Raw genomic sequence first — 17,314 nt, forward strand, 5'->3', positions numbered from 1 at the left:
ACGCCGACGGCCCACAGCCCGGGAAGGGCGGGGGGCCGTCGGTCGGGCCAATGGGCGGATCAGCCGCGCTGGATGCCCGAGGTGTCCTGGAGCACGCCGCGGCGGCCGTCCTGCGTCTGGGCGATCAGGCCGGGACCGCGCTGCTCGACCGCGAGGTACCAGGTACCGGGCGCGAGTTCGGCGATCGGGGTCGGCGAACCGTCCTCGCCGTACAGCGGACGGGCCACCGGCACCGCGAACCAGAACGGCGTGAACTCGGCACCGGACTTCTGCGGCGCGGCCGGACCGGGCTGGGGCTGCCCCGCCTGCGGCTGACCGGGCTGCGGCTGGCCGCCGTAGGGCTGCTGCGGCTGACCGGGCTGGCCGGGCTGGCCGGGCTGCACACCGTACGGCTGCTGCTGGGCGCCCGGGTAGCCGTAACCACCCTGCGGCTGACCGCCGTAGGGGGCGGGAGCGGGACGCGGGGCACCGAGGAGCGGGGCCTTGAAGGCGGGCACGATCAGCGAGCACACGGCGCCGGCCGCGAGGACGAGAGCGGCGATGAAGCCGAGGATCAGGCCCACGCCCGCGTCCACGCTCTCACCGAAGTCCAGCGGACCCGCCGGGTCGAAGATCGCGCCGATCGCGGTCCACGCGGTGAAGACCGCCAGCGCGACGCCGACCTGGCCGAGGTCGAGCCCGATGACCCGCGGCGGCTGGGGCAGCGCGTGCGAGAGAGTGATCAGCACCGCCGCGATGATGCCGGCCAGGTAGACACCCAGAAGCAGGGTCCCGTTGTCCCAGGCGGTCGGCACATCGCCACAGTTGTTGCCCGAGCAGTCGAATGTGTCGAGGAACGAGGCGATGAACAGCAACACCGCTGCTCCGATCACCACGCCGTCGCCTCGAGTGAGGGAGCGGATGTTCACGTGAAAAGTCCTTCGTCGGTCGTCTCATCGGGGCGGTCGTCGCTGCCGCCGGTTCGGCGGTGTGCACAACGCGGAGCTCGGGGGTGACTCCCCATCGTAGGGATGAATCTATCGTCTGGCTGATCCGGTCGTCTGCCCGGTACCGGGACTTACCTCGTGAGGTAGCTTCCGATGCCGTCCGCGATTCCCTGCGCCGCCTTCTGACGCCAGCCGGAGCTTGTCAGAAGTGCCGCGTCCTGTGCGTCACGCATATTGCCGCATTCGATGAACACTTTGGGCACGGTGGACAGATTGAGACCGCCGAGATCCTTCCGCACGTCCAACGCCGTACCGTCGCCGACATAGTTGGAGGGTGCGCTTCCGGTCGCCCGGACGAACTTCCCCGCAATGCGCTCGCCGAGATCGCGGGACGGGCCGACGATCGCGGTGGTGTCCGCGCCACCCGCCGTGACCAGGGCGGGAAGGATCACATGGAAGCCGCGGTTGCCCGAGGCCGAGCCGTCGGCGTGGACGGAGACGACCGCGTCCGCCTTTGCCCTGTTGCCGATCCGGGCCCGCTCGTCGACGCAGGGACCGAACGCCCGGTCGTTGTCATGGGTGAATTCGACCGTTGCGCCCTGCTTTTCCAGCAGAGTGCGAAGACGTTGTGAAACATCACGCGTGAATGCGGCCTCGGTGTAGCCGTCATTGGTGGACGTACCCGTTGTGTCGCATTCCTTGCGGTTGGTTCCGATGTCCACGAGCTTGTTGATCTCGGAAGTGTGCTGGAAGTTGCCGGGATTGTGTCCCGGGTCGACCACCACGACCTTTCCGGCGAGGGGACCCGCCCCGCCGCCCTTCGCAGGCGCGGAAGGGGTGGGGGCGGGCTTCGAGGTGGCCGGCGGCGTCGGCGAGGCGGTGTCGGAGGCATCCGGTCCCGGCTTGCCCGCGGTGGTCTGACCGCTCGGCAGCGGCAGCACCTTCGGCGGCTCGCTGTCGTCCGGGCCGCTCATCGCCAGCCAGACCAGCCAGCCCGCCAGAGCACTCGGCACCAGAGCGGCGATCGCGACGGTGAGGGTGCCGCGGGCGCGGTGCGGGCCGGGGGAGTGCTGGTTCTCGTCGTACGACACGTTCGCGATGCTAGTGCCTGTCAGCTTCCCGGTCCGGTGCGCCGCAGGACGCGCAGGGAGCCGGTCACCGAGACCTCGGTGAACGCCCCGGACGCGAGTGCCCGCAGATACACGCGGTACGGGGCCTGGCCGCCGTCCGCGGGGTCCGGGAACACGTCGTGGATCACCAGCAGTCCGCCGTCGGCCACATGGGGTGCCCAGCCCTCGTAGTCGCCTCCGGCGTGCTCGTCGGTGTGGCCGCCGTCGATGAAGACGAGGGCGAGCAGGGTGTTCCAGATGCGGGCCACCTGGGGCGAGCGGCCGACGAGGGCCACGACGTACTCCTCCAGACCCGCGTGGAAGAGCGTGCGGCGGAAGGTGGGCAGGGTATCCATCCGCCCCACCTCGGGGTCCACCAGCTCCGGGTCGTGGTACTCCCAGCCCGGCTGCTGCTCCTCGCTGCCCCGGTGGTGGTCGACGGTGACGGCCGTCGTGCCGGCCTCACGGGCGACGTCGGCGAGCAGGATCGTCGAGCGCCCGCAGTACGTGCCCACCTCAAGGAGGGGCAGTCCCAGGGTGGCGGCCTCGGCAGCGGCCGCGTACAGCGCGAGGCCCTCGTTCAGGGGCATGAAGCCCGTGGCGGCCTCGAAGGCGGCGAGGGTCTTCGGCGCGGGAGCGGCGGCCATGGGTGGATTCCTCCAGGTCGTACGGGTGTCCGGGCCCGCCCATGGTGCCGTACGGCGCGGGCGGCGGCCGACAGGAACCCCGGTACCTGACCTACCGTCAGATTGAAACGTGTTCTAGTCTGCCGCTCATGGGCATCGGAATCACGCACGAAGAACGGGAGTTGGCCGCATCCGTGCGCGGCTGGCTGGCGCGCGCCGTGCCACCCGGGGAGGTGCGCAAGCTGCTCGACGTGCCCTCCGGCGGACTCGGCAGGCCCGGGCACTGGGACGGCGCGGCGGGCCAGGGGCTCCTCGGTGTGCATCTGCCCGAGGAGCACGGCGGGGGCGGCGGCTCCCTGGTCGACCTGGCCGTCGTCCTGGAGGAGGCGGGCCGCGCCCTGCTCCCCGGGCCGTACGCGATGAACGCACTCGCCGCCGAAGTGCTCAGCCGCGCGGGCCGGCCCGAGCTCGTCCGCGCGCTCGCCGACGGCCGCCGCATCGCCTCCGTCGCCCTCGGCGCCGGCACCCTCACCGCCGTCCGGGCCGGCGACGGAACGCTGCGGCTGGACGGCTGTGCCCCGCCCGTCCTCGCCGGGGCGCAGGCAGACCTCCTGCTGCTCGCCGCAAAGTCGGGACAGGGCACGGTGTGGACGGCGGTGGACGCGCAGACCCTCGCCGTACGCGCCCACGACAGCGCCGACCCGACCCGGCCGACCGCCGAGGTGGCGGCGCACCACGTCCTCGTCCCGCGGCACCGCGTCCTGGACGTCCCCGGAGGGCTCGTGGGCGACCTCGCGGCCGTGCTTCTCGCGGCCGAGGCCTGCGGAGTGGCCTCCCGCGCCCTGGAGGCCGCCACCGAACACGCGGGCGTGCGCGAACAGTTCGGCCGGCCCATCGGGCAGTTCCAGGGGATCAAGCACCTGTGCGCCGACATGCTCATCCGCCTCGAACAGGCACGGGCCCTCACCTGGGACGCGGCCCGCGCCGCCCGGGACGAGCCCGAAGCGCTCGGGCTGGTCGCCGCGCTCGCCGCCGCCACCGCGCTGGACGCCGCGTACACCTGCGCCAAGGACTGCATCCAGATCCTCGGCGGCATCGGCTTCACCTGGGAGCACGACGCACACCTGTATCTGCGCCGCGCACTCGTGGCACGCCAGCTGCTCGGGCCGGGCGACACCCACCGGCAGCGGGCCGTGCGCCTGGCCATCGGCGGGGTACGGCGCGCGCTGCGCCTCGAACTGCCCGAAGAGGCACGGGCCCACCGCGACGAAGTACGCGCGGCGGTCGAGGCCGTCCGTGGACTCTCCCCGGCCGCCGCCCGCCGCGCCCTCGCCCCCACCGGCCTCGCCGCACCGCATCTGCCACCGCCGTACGGACGGGGCGCAGGACCGGTGCAGCAGCTCGCCGTGCAGCAGGAACTGGCCGACGCGGGCGTGGTGATCAGCGGACTGTCCGTCGCGGCCTGGGTGGTCCCCTCACTGCTCGCATACGGCACCGACGCCCAGAAGGAGCGCTATCTGCCGCCGACGCTGCGCGGTGACCTCCGGTGGTGCCAGCTCTTCAGCGAACCGGGAGCGGGATCCGACCTGGCGTCGCTGCGGACGAAGGCCGAGCGGGTCGACGGCGGCTGGCGCGTCACCGGCCAGAAGGTGTGGACGAGTGCCGCCGGGCGGGCCGACCACGGCATCCTGCTGGCACGTACGGACCCCACGGCGCCCAAGCACCGGGGCCTCACCTACTTCGTCGTCGACATGAAGAACACCGACGGCATCGACATCCGCCCGCTGAAGGAGATCACCGGTGACTCCCTCTTCAACGAGGTGTGGTTCGACGGCGCGTTGCTGCCGGACGACGCCGTCGTCGGTGCCGTGAACGACGGCTGGCGGGTCGCGCGCAACACCCTCGGCAACGAACGCGTCCACATGGCCGACCAGCTCACCTTCGACACCGGCCTCGAAGCCCTGCTGGCCCGCGCGTCCGGCCTCGACGACGCCTACCGCACCCGCATCGGTGCGCTGGCCGCCGAGGCGCACGCACTCGGCTGCCTCGCCCTGCGCACGACGATGCGGCAGGTGTCCGGACGCGAACCGGGCGCGGGCGCCTCCGTACGCAAACTCGTCCAGACCCTGCACCAGCAGAGGACCGCCGCACTGGCTCTGGAACTCCTCGGCCCCGACGGCTCGGTGTGCGAGGGGCCGGGGGAGGCGGCGGTGCGCGAACTGCTGATGTCGCGCTGCCTGACCATCGCCGGCGGCACCACACAGGTCCAGCTCAACGTCGTCGCCGAGCGCATCCTCGGCCTTCCCCGGGACTGAAGGAGCACGCTGTGAAGAGCTACATCGTCGGCGTCGGGATGACGACGTTCGAGAAGCCCGGCACCCGCGACCGGCAGTACTGGGACATGGCCCAGGAGTCGGGCGCCAAGGCCCTCGCCGATGCCGGGGTCGCCTACGAGGACGTCGAACAGGTCCCGGTCGGCCACTGCTTCCAGGCGTCGACCGCCGCCCAGCGCGCGGTCTACGCGATCGGGCTCACCGGCGTCCCCGTCTACAACGTCAACAACAACTGCGCCACCGGCTCCACGGCGCTGATGATGGCGCGGCAGTTCGTCGAGGGCGGCATCAGCGACTGCGTTCTCGCCCTCGGCTTCGAGAAGATGGCCCGCGGCGCGCTCGGGGCCGGGGCGGACGGCGGGGACTTCGCGTCGTCGCCCGTCGCACGGCACTACGGGATCATGGCAGCGGCCCACGGTTTCGAGGCGACACCGCCCACCGCACAGATCTTCGGCAACGCCGCACGGGAACACATGGAGCGCCACGGCACCACCGAACGGCAGCTCGCGGCCGTCGCCGCGAAGAACCACCGGCACTCCGCCGACAACCCCAACGCCCAGTTCCGGGACGTCTGGTCCACCGACGAGATCCTCGCCTCGCGCACCGTCCACCGCCCGCTGACCAAGCTCCAGTGCTCACCCACCTCGGACGGCGCGGCAGCGGCCGTGGTCGTCTCCGAGCGGTTCGTCGTCCGGCACGGACTGCACGGGAAGGCCGTGGAGATCGCGGGTCAGGCCATGACCACCGACACCGAGGAGTCCTTCGCCTCCGGCTCCTGCATCGACGTCGTGGGCAAGCCGATGTCCCGGGCCGCCGCCCTCCTCGCCTACGAGCGGTCCGGACTCGGGATCGAGGACGTCGACGTCGTCGAACTGCACGACTGTTTCTCCGTCAACGAACTGCTCACCTACGAGGCGCTCGGCATGTGCCCGGACGGCGAGTCCGGGAAGCTGGTGGAGAGCGGTGCGACCACCCACGGCGGGCGGTGGGTGGTGAATCCGTCCGGCGGGCTGATCTCCAAGGGGCACCCGCTGGGCGCCACCGGTCTCGCGCAGGCCGCCGAGCTGACCTGGCAACTGCGGGGCGAGGCGGGCGGACGCCAGGTCGAGGGGGCGAGGGTCGGGCTCGCCCACAACATCGGTCTGGGCGGGGCGGCGGTGGTCACCCTGCTGCGGAAGTCGTAGTCGCTTTCGGCTCCGGGCCCTAGGTCTCCCGGCACCTGGCGCGTACATCTTTGTCCGGATGTACGGGCCGCAGCTCGGCTGAGACCATGACGGCCATGGTCCACGCCCGCTCAGACGCCCCCGAATCCCTCATATCCACGCCCGCCGGGACCGCCCGCACCTGGCTGGTGCTGCTCACCGCGTGCGCCGGGCAGTTCCTCGTCGTGCTCGACGTGTCCGTCGTCAACGTCGCGCTGCCCTCGATGCGCGCCGACCTCGGGCTCTCCACCACCGGGCTCCAGTGGGTGCTCAACGCGTACTCCATCGCCTTCGCCGGCTTCATGCTGCTCGGCGGGCGGGCCGCTGACATCTTCGGCCGCAAGCGCACCTTCCTCGTCGGACTCGGCCTGTTCACCGCCGCGTCCCTGGCGGGCGGGCTCGCCGAGGAGGGCTGGCAGTTGCTCGCCGCGCGGGCGGTGCAGGGCCTGGGCGCGGCCGTGCTCGCCCCGGCGACCCTGACCATCGTGACGGCGGCCGTGCCGCCGGGGCCCGCCCGCACCCGGGCGATCGGCACCTGGTCGGCGGTCGGTGCCGCGGGCGGCGCCGCCGGCGGTCTCGTCGGGGGAGTCCTCACCGATCTGCTGTCCTGGCGCTGGGTGTTGCTGATCAACGTGCCGGTCGGAGCGCTGGTGCTGCTGGGCGCGGCCGTCTGGCTGACCGAGAGCAGGAACGGCGCGGCCCGCCGCCTCGACCTGCCGGGCGCGGTCCTCGTCACGGGCGGCCTCGCCTCGGTGGCGTACGGCATCGTGCAGACGGAGAAGTCGGGCTGGGCCGCTTCCGCCACTCTGCTGCCGCTGCTCGGCGGCCTGGCGCTCCTCGCGCTCTTCGTCGCCGTCGAGGCGCGGACCCGGGCGCCGCTGATGCCGCTGAAGGTGTTCCGGTCCCGGGCGGTCTCGGCCGCCAACGTGACCATGATGGTGTGCGGTTCGGCGTCCTTCTCCATGTGGTTCTTCATGACGGTGTACGCGCAGAACGTGCTGGGCTACACGCCGCTCGAAGCGGGCCTCGCGCTGATCCCCAGCTCGGTGAGCGTGATCGTCGGCTCCAAGCTCGCACCCCGCTTCATGGCGAAGGCGGGAGCCACCAACATCGCCGTCATCGGTGCGCTGATCGCCGCGACCGGCTTCGGCTGGCAGTCCATGATGACCGCCGACGGCAGCTATGCGACCTCCATCCTCGGACCCGGCATCCTGATGATGACGGGCGTCGGCCTCGCGGCCACCCCGCTCGCCGCCCTGGCCACCGCGGGTGCCGAGCCGGCGGACGCCGGTCTGGTCTCGGGCCTGATCAACACCTCGCGCACGATGGGCGGCGCGCTGGGCCTCGCCGTGCTGTCCACCGTCGCGGCGGCGCGCACCGGCGGCGGCACCGGGCCGAGTGAGCTGGCCGCGGGTTACGCGCTCGCCTTCCGTACGGGAGCGGGGGTGCTGCTGACCGGCGCGGTGCTGATGCTGCTCCTGCTGCCGCGCCGGACGGAGCCGTAGAGCAGCGGTCCACGCCCGCCGGAGTACGAACAGCCCCGGCATTCGGGGGAGTTCACAGCCAGCCCTGCCGGCGCGCCGCCCGCACCGCCTCCATGCGGTTGCGGGTGGCCGTCTTGCCGATCGCGGACGAGAGGTAGTTGCGGACGGTCGACTCCGACAGATGCAGGGCGCCCGCGATGTCGGCGACCGTCGCACCGTCCACCGACGCGTTGAGCACGTCCTGCTCCCGCGCGGTGAGCGGATTGGGCCCCGCGCTCAGCGCGGCGGCGGCGAGCACCGGGTCGACGACGGTTTCCCCGGTCAGCACCCGGCGGATCGCCGACGCCAGTTCCTCCACGGGCCCGTCCTTGACGAGGAATCCCGCCGCCCCGGCCTCCATCGCCCGCCGCAGATAGCCGGGCCGCGCGAACGTCGTCAGGATAAGCACCCTGCATTCGGGCACCTCGTCCCGCAGATCGGCCGCCGCGTCGAGCCCACTGCGCCCGGGCAACTCGATGTCCAGCAGCGCCACATCGGGCCGCCACTCCAGCGCCGCCCGTACGATCTCGTCGCCGCGGCCGACCTGGGCCACCACGTTCAGATCCGGCTCCATGCCCAGCAGCAGCGCGAGCGCGCCCCGCAGCATGCCCTGGTCCTCGGCGAGAAGCACGCGGACGGACTTGGACGGACGGTGGTCCCGCGGCATCTCTTCCACGGATCACAGGGTAGGTCCGCCGGCCGGTTGAGGCGTGCTCGAAAGGGCCACGGACATGCGAAAACCCCGCCCGGCGGGTGGCAGGACGGGGCGTGGTCGTCATCGGACTCCGGTCAGGGGCTGCGATCACGAGGCGCGCCCGAGCGCCCCGACGGGTATACGGATGCCTGCCGAACGGGACGGATACATGTCGGGGAACGGGTCCCGCGCCGTTTGCACCCGCCCCGACCCTGTGTGCCGGCGTCATCGCGGGAGATGCGGGGATTCCCGGACAGGCCGGACGGTGTCCGCCGGCACAAGCCACTCCCGGCCCCCGCCCTCGGGGCCCATGAACGCCGTGGCCTGCTTCCGCCGTGCGCTCGGCAGCTCGGCTGGATCCTCCCATTCCAGGTCCACGGCGCGCAGGATTCCGATCCGGCCCGCGCTGTCCTTTACGCGGCGACCGATGTCATCCGGGCCGATCATCGCGGGCAGCAGTTCAGGTGCTGGTAAGTGACCGTGTCCGGCTGCGCAGGCCGGCGCTGTGTCCCTCGGCGGCAGCGTTCGAGTGGCTCGATCGGCTTGCGGCAGGCGGGGCAGGTCTCGCCCGCCGGGGCGTAGGTCGTGTACTCCCACTGCCGCGCGTCCGTGTCGCTCTCCTGCGTTCCGGCGGCCATGTCGTCGTCCCCTCGGTGCGGTCGTCGCTTGCCGGCGACGCTAGGAGGCCGGTCGGCGGGGCCTCCAGCAGATTGCACGGGTTTGCACGGCAATTCCTCCTGCCGATAGGGCTATTGACTCGGTATCCGCTGTTCAGCACGGTTGGTGCAAGCCACGCAATCAACCCGGACCAGGGAGTCAGCCATGGCCGTAGAGTTCGTAGGCATCGACCCGAACACCGACCGTGATCACTGCCCGACGGTGTAGGCGGACGCGGAAGCTCAGGAGATCTTGTTGCAAGGCTGGAAGCCGGGCAGCGAGACTCAGGCCCAGTGCGAGGCGAGCAGCCCCGCGAACGGGCCGGTTCCCGACAACGAGGCGATCATCAGGATTCCGGCCCGCATGATTCCGATGATCCGGGAGGCGTGCGATGCCATCGAGCGTGCCCAGCTTCGCTGAGCTGCTCAGCCAGTGCGAGCGGTCCGCCGTACACCTGGAGATGCGTGACTCGTACGCGTCCACCGACCGTTTCGATGCGTGGAAGCGTGGTGAGCGCATCAACTGGGACGACCGCGACTCCTGGTGGCATCCGTACGACCAGTTGATCACTGACACCGTGGCTCGGGGCGTGTCGATCCATCGTGCCCGGATCGTCTCCGAACCCGTGACGGAGTACATCCGGTGGGAGCACTACGTCACCCATGCCAACATCGTGGCGGGCGAGCTCGTTCGATGGCTGCCGCGTCGTCAGGCGACGGACATCGCTCTCCCCGGTAACGACTTCTGGCTCTTCGACGACAAGCTCCTACGCGTGCACCACTTCTCCGGCGACGGCGCGGTGGTCGAGGACGAGATCATCGATGACCCGGCGACGGTGAACCTCTGTGCATCGGCCTTCGACGCGGTGTGGGACCGGGCGATCCCGCACGACGTGTACGCGATCTGAGGACAGCCGGCTCCATGACCCCCCACCCCTCGTCGAGCGTCCAACAAGCCCGCGAGGCACTGGCGGGCCGGCTGCGCGAGATCCGCCGGGATGCCGGAATCACCGGGCGGGAGCTGGCTGTCAGACTGCGGTGGTCGGACTCGAAGGTGTCGCGCATCGGCAACGCGAAGACGCCGCCGTCCGACGCGGACATTCGGGCCTGGTGCCGGGCCTGTGGCGCCGACGGCCAGGCGCCGGATCTGATCGAGGCGAACAGGCAGTCCGCGGACGCCCATGTCCAGTGGAGACGGTTCCAACGCGGCGGTCTGCGGCACGTGCAGGCGTCGACCGAGAGCCTTTATCAACGCACTCGCCTGTTCCGGGTCTACGTATCCGACGTGATCCCCGGGTTTCTCCAGACCCAGGGCTACGCGACGGCGCTCTTGACGTCCATCGCGGACTTCCGGGGCACACCCGACGACGTGAGCGAGGCCGTCAAGGTCCGCATGAGGCGGAACGCGGTGCTCGACAACGCGGCGCACCGGTTCTCCTTCGTCCTGGAGGAATCGGTGCTGCGCCATCGGCTGTCCACCGTCGAGACGATGGCGGCGCAGCTCGGCCACCTGCTGACAGTCATGGATCTCCAGAACGTGGCTGTGGGCGTCATCCCGTTCACAGCCCAGCGAACCATCTGGCCCATGCCGACCTTCACGATCTTCGACGACACGAGGGTCCACGCGGACACGCTGGACGCTGCGTCCACACTGACGCAGCCGAACCAAGTCGACCTGTACGCAGCGGCCTTTGAGCGGCTGTCCCGCGGGGCGGTGAGGGGAGCTGCAGCGCGTTCTCTCGTGACGTCCGCCTTGACGTCTCTTGGCTGACTCGCCGATCCGTCATCGTATGTCCGACCTGCGCGAACGATTCCTGTGACGCACCCGGCCCTGGGCCTGGACGCGGCCCTGCGGTGAGGCGCGGCCGTGCGTGGGGCGCAACCCTGTCCGGCACGCGCCCTGGCCCTGGACGCGGCCCGGGTCAGAGCGCGGGTGCCGGGCTCGCGGCCTGCGCCGGGAGTCGGGCGTGGACGCGGAAACCCGCACCCGCCGGGCCCGCCTCCAGAGTGCCGCCCACCGCGGCCAGGCGTTCGGCCAGTCCCCTGAGCCCGGTGCCCTCCGTCTCCGCGAGGATGTCGACGGGGGCGCCGATGCCGTCGTCGGCGATCGTCAGCTCGCCCCCCTCCGGCCCCGCGGTGAGAGTGATCTCGCAGGTGGTCGCGCCGCTGTGGCGTACGGCGTTGGTCACCGCCTCCCGCACCACCCAGCCGAGCAGCGCCGCGGTCTCCGGTTCCGGCAAAGGCCCCGACTGGCGCACCACCGCCTCGACGCCGGCCGCGCTCAGCGCCGAGCGGGCCCGGTCCAGTTCGGCTCCGAAGCTGCCCCGGCGATAGCCCGTCACCGCCTCGCGGATCTCGGTCAGCGCCTGGCGGCCCACCGACTCGATGTCCGCGATCTGCGCCAGCGCCGCGTCCATGTCCCGTGGTCCCAGCCGCCTCGCGGCCTCCGACTTCACCACGATCACCGACAGCGTGTGACCGAGCAGATCGTGCAGATCGCGGGAGAAGCGCAGCCGCTCCTTCTCCACGGCGATGCGGGCCAGTTCCTGCCGGGTCTCGCGCAGTTCCCGCACGGTCTCGGACAGGGCGAGGATCGCCGCGGTCACCATCCCCGAGACGAGGGTCCCGTACGCGACGCCGATCGCGCCCCAGCCGTCCCGCAGCCCCGCCACCAGACCGGCGGCGACCGTCAGCGCGAGCACCACCACGCCGACCCGGGGCCCGCGCATCACGGCACCCGTCGCCAGGCCCAGCAGGGGGAAGAAGTACAGCCACTCGCCGCCGTAGCCCCCCGCCAGCGCGAAGGTGACCGCCCCCAGCGCGAGGAGCAGCAGGCGGGTCGTCGCCGTCTCCCGCACCCGTCCGTCGAAGGCGCGGAAGACGAGGGCGATGTAGAGCGAGTTGAAGATCAGCACTCCGACGGCACCGATCCAGGGATTGGGCGTCTCGCCGCGCACGAGGTTGGCGATGGCCCCCATCCCCATCAGCAGCCAGGGCAGCATGGTGAATCCGCTCGGCGGACCGATGCCGTCCCGTGCCGGCCCGCACCGCTGTGACGGCCGCCGCTGCCGGAGGCCGATCCTGGGGCGTGTGCCGCACTCGCCGTCCGCTGTCTTCGTCATACGGACGACGCTACGGAGGGGACGCGCTTCCCGGCAGACACAGGTGTACGGACCCGGCGGTGACAAATGTCCCGGGCGCGGGCGTCGCCTCGACGCAGAGCAGACGCAGGCGCTCACGCGGACGCGGATGCCGGCCGAGCGCGGTCCCCGACTCCGCCCCGGCGACCTGAGGCGCCATGCTCTCCTGTGCCCCGCTCGCAGCTCCTGACGAACCATCAATTCCCTTCGCCCGTCCGGTGCCCGCGCTCTTCACATGTCCTGTGGCCTGCGTTATACATAGGGGCCACCGGCCCTAGAACGCGTTCTAGAACGGTGCGCCGGGCCGGTCCCGCGCGACCTCGGTGCGGCCGACGGTGCGGACGGCCGTGCCGAGGTCTTCCCCTCCTCAAGGAGCCAGAGCCTCATGCCCATCGATCCCGCAAAGGCCGTCGCCGCGGAGCCCCGCAGCGCCGAGATCACCTGGGACCGCAAGGACGTCCAGCTCTACCACCTCGGCCTCGGCGCCGGCACTCCCGCGACCGACCCCGCCGAGCTGCGCTACACCCTGGAGTCGAGGCTGCACGTCCTGCCGAGCTTCGCCACCGTCGCGGGCGCGGGCAAGGGCGTCGTCGGCGGGCTCACCGGACCCGGCCTCGACATCGACCTGGCGTCCGTCCTGCACGGCGGACAGACCGTCCGGCTGCACCGGCCGATTCCGTCCGCCGGCACGGCCCTCTCCACGACACGTGTGGCTGCCGTGTACGACAAGGGCAAGGCGGCGGTCCTCGTCCTGCGCACCGAGGCGGCCGACGACGACGGCCCGCTGTGGACGAACGACTCGCAGATCTTCGTCCGCGGCGAAGGCGGGTTCGGCGGCGAGAGAGGACCCTCGTCCCGCACCGAACTCCCGGCGTCCGAACCGGACAAGACCGTCGAGAAGCCGATCCGCGAGGACCAGGCCCTGCTGTATCGCCTGTCCGGCGACCTCAACCCCCTGCACGCGGACCCGGAGTTCGCCGCTCGCGCCGGATTCGACCGCCCCATCCTGCACGGCCTGTGTTCGTACGGCATGGCGCTCAAGGCCGTCGTCGACACCCTGCTCGACGGGGACGTGACCCGGGTCCGCTCCTGCACCACGCGCTTCGCCGGGATCGTCTTCCCCGGCGAGACCCTGCGCATCAGGATGTGGCGCCGCACCGAGGGCACCGAAGACATCCGGGTGTCGGTCACGGCCGTCGAGCGCGACGACGCTCCCGTACTGGCCGACACCACCGTCGAGCTCGACTGACCGGACACGACACGAACCGAGGGAGCCGCACCGTGCGCGCAGCCGTACTGCACGAGACAGGGCAGGACAAGCTCGAAGTACTCGACGACGTCGAGGCGGTGGGCTTCGGCCCCGGCAAGGTCAGGATCCGGATCCGGGCGACCGGGCTCTGCCACTCCGACATCTCCGCGATGAACGGGGTCCTGCCGCAGCCCGCGCCGTTCGTCCCCGGCCACGAGGGCGCCGGCGAGATCGTCGACGCCGGCGACGGAGTGGGCGCGCTGAAGCAGGGCGACCGCGTGCTGCTGTGCTGGCTGCCCGCCTGCGGAGTCTGTCCCTCCTGCAAGCGCGGACAGACCGAACTGTGCCTCGCGGGCTTCCTGAACGCGGGCACCCCCAACTTCAAGCGTCCCGGCGGCGATGTCTTCGGCTTCGCCGGGACCGGCACCTTCACCGAGGAGGTCGTCGTCGACGCTGCCTGCGCGGTGCCGATACCCGATGACGTGCCGTTCGACATCGCCGCCCTCATCGGCTGCGGAGTGACCACCGGACTCGGCGCGGCGATCAACACCGCCGATGTGGAGGCCGGTTCGTCGGTCGCCGTCATCGGCTGCGGCGGCGTCGGCATCTCCGCCATCCAGGGCGCGCGGCTCAAGGGAGCGGCACAGATCGTCGCGGTCGACCCGGTCGCCACCCGGCGTGAGGCGGCCTTGCGGTTCGGCGCCACGGAAGCGGTCTCGCCCGACGAACTCGGCGACGCCAAACAGCGGATCACCGCGGGTGAGGGCTTCGACTACGTCTTCGAGGTCGTCGGCAAGTCGGCCACCGCACGCACGGCCTACGAGACGACCCGGCGCGGCGGCACCCTGTGCATCGTCGGCGCGGGCGCCATGGACGACTTCCTCCAGCTCAACATGTTCGAGCTGTTCTTCGACGAGAAGCGCATCCTGCCGTCGATGTACGGCGGCGGGGACGTGCTCACCTCCTACGAGCGGGCGATCGCGCTGTGGCGGGCGGGCCGTATCGACCTCGAAGGGCTGATCACGCACCGGGTGCCGCTCGCGGAGATCAACGACGCACTGGCCCAGATGCGTACCGGTGAGGCGCTGCGCACCTGCATCGAGATCTGACACCGCCGGTACCCCCTACGGGAAAGGAACCCGATGTCTCTGCCACTCGACGGCCTGTCCGCGATCGTCACCGGTGCGGCCCGCGGGCTCGGCCGCGCGGAGGCGCTCGAACTGGCCCGCCTCGGCGCGGGCCTCGTCGTCAATGACTACGGACGCCCGGGCCGGGACGGCTCCGGGGAGGGCTCGGCGACCCCGGCGGAGGAGGTCGCCGAGGAGATCCGCGCGGCGGGAGGGTCGGCCGTCGCGCACCACGGCGACATCGCCGACTTCGACCGGGCCCGCGACCTGGTCGACCTGGCGGTCGCCACGTACGGGAAGCTGGACATCCTGGTCAACAACGCGGGCATCCTGCGGGACCGGATGATCTTCTCGATGTCCGAGGGCGAATGGGACTCGGTGATCCGCGTCCATCTCAAGGGCCACTTCAACATGACCCACTTCGCCTCGGTCCACTGGCGCACACGCTCCAAGTCCGCGGGTGCCCCCGTCTACGGGCGGATCGTCAACACCTCTTCGGAGGCGTTCCTCGCGGGCTCCGCCGGCCAGCCGAACTATGCGGCGGCAAAGGGGGGCATCGTCGGCCTGACCACGTCGTCCGCGCTGGCCCTCGCCAAGTACGGGGTCACGGCGAACGCGATCTGCCCGCGCGCCAGGACGCGGATGACCCAGGACGTCTTCGCGGGCTTCGAGGAGCCGCAGGACGGCGGGCTCGACCCGCTGGCGCCGGAGCATGTGGCACCGCTGGTCGGCTATCTCGCGTCACCGGCGGCGGCCGGGGTCAGCGGTCAGCTGCTCGTCGTGCACGGCGGGATGGTGGCGGTCGTGGAACGCCCCAAGGTCTCGGCGAAGTTCGACACCACGAAGGAGAGCTTCAGCTTCGACGAGCTGGACGCGCTGCTGACGCCGTTCTACGCGGAACGCGGCGCGCACGAGACGTTCGCGGCGACGGAGGTGCTGGGCCTCAAACGCGGCCGGACCGGCCAGAATCTGTCCTGAGGCGTTCCGGCCGGGCAAGCGCATCCGGCGGGCAGGCCCATCCGGCCGGGCAGGCGCATCCGGCCGGGCAGGCGCATCCCGCCGGGTGCCGTGCTCGTACACGCTGCGGCCACACCTGCCCTGCTCACACGTGCCGTGCTCATTCATGCATGCCGTGCTCGTACGCCGACGGGGAACGCGGCCCCGCCGGCGTACGGGGCACGAGGGGCGCAGGCCCCCGAAGGTTCAGTGCGTGCGGCCGTCCTGCTCGGGGCGGCGGTGCTTGCCGTGCGCGGGAGACGCGTAGTCCTCCGTGCGCGCCGCACCCCCTCGATGCTTACCGGCACCCCCGGCCTTCGCCTCCTGCGAACGCGGGTCGGTGGTGTCGGTTCGGGCTTCAGACATGTGGGACATTCCCCCGTTGAGATCGCTGACATACGTGTCCGGCCGGTGCGGTGTCACCCACACCGGCCGCAGAGTTTATCCAGGGCCCAGGCGGCCGGTGAGAGGCGCCTGCTGCAAAGGAACCGGCTTGCACGCAACGGGAGTCCCGGAGCCGCCGGATGGTTCCCCACCTGCGTGTTCAGCGTGTGCCGGTTCGGTGACCACCTCGTGCGCGAAAACCTCCGAGGCGTCGATCCTCGCCAGCGCGCAGGTCACCGTCCCGGTTGTGTACGGCAGTTGCAGCACGCCCTCCCGGCTCCACATTCCCGAGCCCGCCAGCCACCCTTCCGGCGCGGCCAGTTGATGCAGCCGCCGGCCCGCGGGACGCCAGATGCCGAGCCAGCTCCCCGCCGCGCCGTCGACGCGCAGCCCCACCGCACAGCTCTCCGGCATCAGCACCTGCCCCGGCTGCACGGCGAACGGCGTCACCGCGCAGTCGGCGAGCCGCAGGCAGTCGGGGAAGCGCACCGGGCGCAGGCTGCCGAGGACACCCCATCCCAGCCGGTCGTGTCCCGCCGCGTCGGACCGGATCAGCAGCAGGCCGCTGTCGGGGTCCGCCAGCATCAGCCGGTCGTTGCTGTCCTCGGTGATCTGGAGGAGTGGTGTCACCTCACCGCCACGCCCCAGGTCCACCGCGACCGCCTTCACCGGCGATCCGGACTGCTGCCGGTCCAGGGCGAGCATCCGTCCCGTGCGGTCCAGCCAGACGCCGCCGGTGCAGCGGCCCGTCACCTCGGCGACATGCTCCGGGCCGAAGGCGCCGCCCGCCACCAGCCAGATCGCGGTCGAGTGCTCACCGGGCGCGAGGGCGTAGGCGCAGCTGCCGTCCGGCGACGGCGGAAGCATCGTCAGCTCGTCCGTCTCGACGCCGCCGAGCGGGAGTTCACCCGTCCCGGGGCCGGTCGGGTACAGCAGCGAGAAGGCGTGCCGGTCCTCCACCCGCCGCCGGATGAGCACCCGCCCGTCGCTCAGCGGGTGCACGTCCGTGTCGCGTTCCTCGGGCTGGTCCAGGGGCAGCGGCACGGCGTAGGGCTCGGGTCCGTCGAGCGTCCAGCGCTCGGGGTACAGGGCCTCTCCCACGCCGGCCAGCCGGGCGGCGTAGGAACCGTCCACCGCGATCGTGATTCCCGTACTCCCCACCGCACCGTCCTCCGGAGCGGTCTCGATGGCACAGGCTGTCATCGGCACTTCACCTCCGGTCACGAAGCTAGGTTTCGTACGTCCTGCCGAACAACACGAGACCTGCGTCTTCACACATAAGGGTGTTGATGCAACGGTTCTGCTGAGGTGGGCGAGGTGAGTGTGCTCGGCGGGCACCCCGGTGGTGC

Annotated in this window: 16 protein-coding genes and 1 pseudogene; 9 read left to right on the forward strand and 8 right to left on the reverse strand. The window is 71.5% G+C overall.

The genetic code is table 11. The features are described from left to right. Positions 1 to 59 precede the first annotated feature (59 nt). The 3 genes from ABTX78_RS20120 to ABTX78_RS20130 all read right to left on the reverse strand — a co-directional run bounded on the left by ABTX78_RS20120 (position 60) and on the right by ABTX78_RS20130 (position 2,682). Entirely contained in the window at positions 60 to 908 is an 849-nt protein-coding gene (locus ABTX78_RS20120; RefSeq protein WP_352208130.1) for a hypothetical protein, read from the reverse strand. A 149-nt stretch (positions 909 to 1,057) separates the two neighbouring features. Then, positions 1,058 to 2,017, reverse strand: coding sequence for an N-acetylmuramoyl-L-alanine amidase (locus ABTX78_RS20125; protein WP_352208131.1), 960 nt, complete (start codon positions 2,015 to 2,017; stop codon positions 1,058 to 1,060). Positions 2,018 to 2,037: 20 nt separating this feature from the next. Next, positions 2,038 to 2,682 (reverse strand): class I SAM-dependent methyltransferase, encoded by a 645-nt coding sequence (locus ABTX78_RS20130; RefSeq protein WP_352208132.1) that lies wholly within the window; start codon positions 2,680 to 2,682, stop codon positions 2,038 to 2,040. A gap of 128 nt (positions 2,683 to 2,810) precedes the next feature. Between ABTX78_RS20130 and ABTX78_RS20135 the strand changes: the two genes are divergently transcribed. The 3 genes from ABTX78_RS20135 to ABTX78_RS20145 all read left to right on the forward strand — a co-directional run bounded on the left by ABTX78_RS20135 (position 2,811) and on the right by ABTX78_RS20145 (position 7,701). Continuing rightward, on the forward strand, positions 2,811 to 4,976 hold the full coding sequence (locus ABTX78_RS20135) for an acyl-CoA dehydrogenase family protein (RefSeq protein WP_352208133.1): 2,166 nt from the start codon (positions 2,811 to 2,813) through the stop codon (positions 4,974 to 4,976). Positions 4,977 to 4,987: 11 nt separating this feature from the next. Continuing rightward, positions 4,988 to 6,178, forward strand: a complete 1,191-nt coding sequence (locus ABTX78_RS20140) for a thiolase C-terminal domain-containing protein (RefSeq protein WP_352208134.1) — start codon at positions 4,988 to 4,990, stop codon at positions 6,176 to 6,178. A gap of 95 nt (positions 6,179 to 6,273) precedes the next feature. Continuing rightward, positions 6,274 to 7,701 (forward strand): MFS transporter, encoded by a 1,428-nt coding sequence (locus ABTX78_RS20145; protein WP_352208227.1) that lies wholly within the window; start codon positions 6,274 to 6,276, stop codon positions 7,699 to 7,701. A 52-nt stretch (positions 7,702 to 7,753) separates the two neighbouring features. On the opposite strand, the gene ABTX78_RS20150 is transcribed toward ABTX78_RS20145, so the two are convergent. Further along, on the reverse strand, positions 7,754 to 8,386 hold the full coding sequence (locus tag ABTX78_RS20150) for a response regulator (RefSeq protein WP_352208228.1): 633 nt from the start codon (positions 8,384 to 8,386) through the stop codon (positions 7,754 to 7,756). 470 nt (positions 8,387 to 8,856) lie between these two features. Next, positions 8,857 to 9,051, reverse strand: coding sequence for a hypothetical protein (locus ABTX78_RS20155; RefSeq protein ID WP_352208135.1), 195 nt, complete (start codon positions 9,049 to 9,051; stop codon positions 8,857 to 8,859). 184 nt (positions 9,052 to 9,235) lie between these two features. Here ABTX78_RS20155 and ABTX78_RS20160 point away from each other — a divergent pair. The 3 genes and pseudogenes from ABTX78_RS20160 to ABTX78_RS20170 all read left to right on the forward strand — a co-directional run bounded on the left by ABTX78_RS20160 (position 9,236) and on the right by ABTX78_RS20170 (position 10,840). Beyond that, a pseudogene (locus ABTX78_RS20160) lies at positions 9,236 to 9,490 on the forward strand (hypothetical protein). Beyond that, positions 9,462 to 9,977, forward strand: coding sequence for a DUF6879 family protein (locus tag ABTX78_RS20165; protein WP_352208136.1), 516 nt, complete (start codon positions 9,462 to 9,464; stop codon positions 9,975 to 9,977). The pseudogene ABTX78_RS20160 and the gene ABTX78_RS20165 overlap by 29 nt, the downstream one beginning before the upstream one ends. 14 nt (positions 9,978 to 9,991) lie before the next feature. Continuing rightward, positions 9,992 to 10,840 carry a helix-turn-helix domain-containing protein gene (locus ABTX78_RS20170; protein ID WP_352208137.1) on the forward strand — a complete coding sequence of 283 codons (849 nt, stop codon included), beginning with the start codon at positions 9,992 to 9,994 and terminating at the stop codon, positions 10,838 to 10,840. 151 nt (positions 10,841 to 10,991) lie between these two features. Here the strand turns inward: ABTX78_RS20170 and ABTX78_RS20175 are convergent, their stop codons facing one another. Continuing rightward, positions 10,992 to 12,191 carry a sensor histidine kinase gene (locus ABTX78_RS20175; protein WP_352208138.1) on the reverse strand — a complete coding sequence of 400 codons (1,200 nt, stop codon included), beginning with the start codon at positions 12,189 to 12,191 and terminating at the stop codon, positions 10,992 to 10,994. Between the two features lie 403 nt (positions 12,192 to 12,594). On the opposite strand from ABTX78_RS20175, the gene chsH3 reads away from it, so the two are divergent. The 3 genes from chsH3 to ABTX78_RS20190 are packed head-to-tail and all read left to right on the forward strand — an operon-like array spanning position 12,595 to position 15,563. Further along, positions 12,595 to 13,458: an enoyl-CoA hydratase ChsH3 gene (gene chsH3, locus ABTX78_RS20180; RefSeq protein ID WP_352208139.1), complete on the forward strand. Its 864-nt coding sequence runs from the start codon at positions 12,595 to 12,597 to the stop codon at positions 13,456 to 13,458. Between the two features lie 32 nt (positions 13,459 to 13,490). Beyond that, on the forward strand, positions 13,491 to 14,567 hold the full coding sequence (locus tag ABTX78_RS20185) for a Zn-dependent alcohol dehydrogenase (RefSeq protein ID WP_352208140.1): 1,077 nt from the start codon (positions 13,491 to 13,493) through the stop codon (positions 14,565 to 14,567). 33 nt (positions 14,568 to 14,600) lie between these two features. Then, positions 14,601 to 15,563 carry a 3-oxoacyl-ACP reductase gene (locus ABTX78_RS20190; RefSeq protein ID WP_352208141.1) on the forward strand — a complete coding sequence of 321 codons (963 nt, stop codon included), beginning with the start codon at positions 14,601 to 14,603 and terminating at the stop codon, positions 15,561 to 15,563. A gap of 225 nt (positions 15,564 to 15,788) precedes the next feature. Here the strand turns inward: ABTX78_RS20190 and ABTX78_RS20195 are convergent, their stop codons facing one another. Together ABTX78_RS20195 and ABTX78_RS20200 are read right to left on the reverse strand one after the other, a co-directional pair. Beyond that, entirely contained in the window at positions 15,789 to 15,947 is a 159-nt protein-coding gene (locus ABTX78_RS20195; protein WP_352208142.1) for a hypothetical protein, read from the reverse strand. Between the two features lie 75 nt (positions 15,948 to 16,022). Beyond that, entirely contained in the window at positions 16,023 to 17,168 is a 1,146-nt protein-coding gene (locus tag ABTX78_RS20200; protein WP_352208143.1) for a hypothetical protein, read from the reverse strand. Positions 17,169 to 17,314 lie beyond the last annotated feature (146 nt).

Source organism: Streptomyces sp. NPDC096193 (genome assembly GCF_040302905.1).
Lineage (GTDB): Bacteria > Actinomycetota > Actinomycetes > Streptomycetales > Streptomycetaceae > Streptomyces.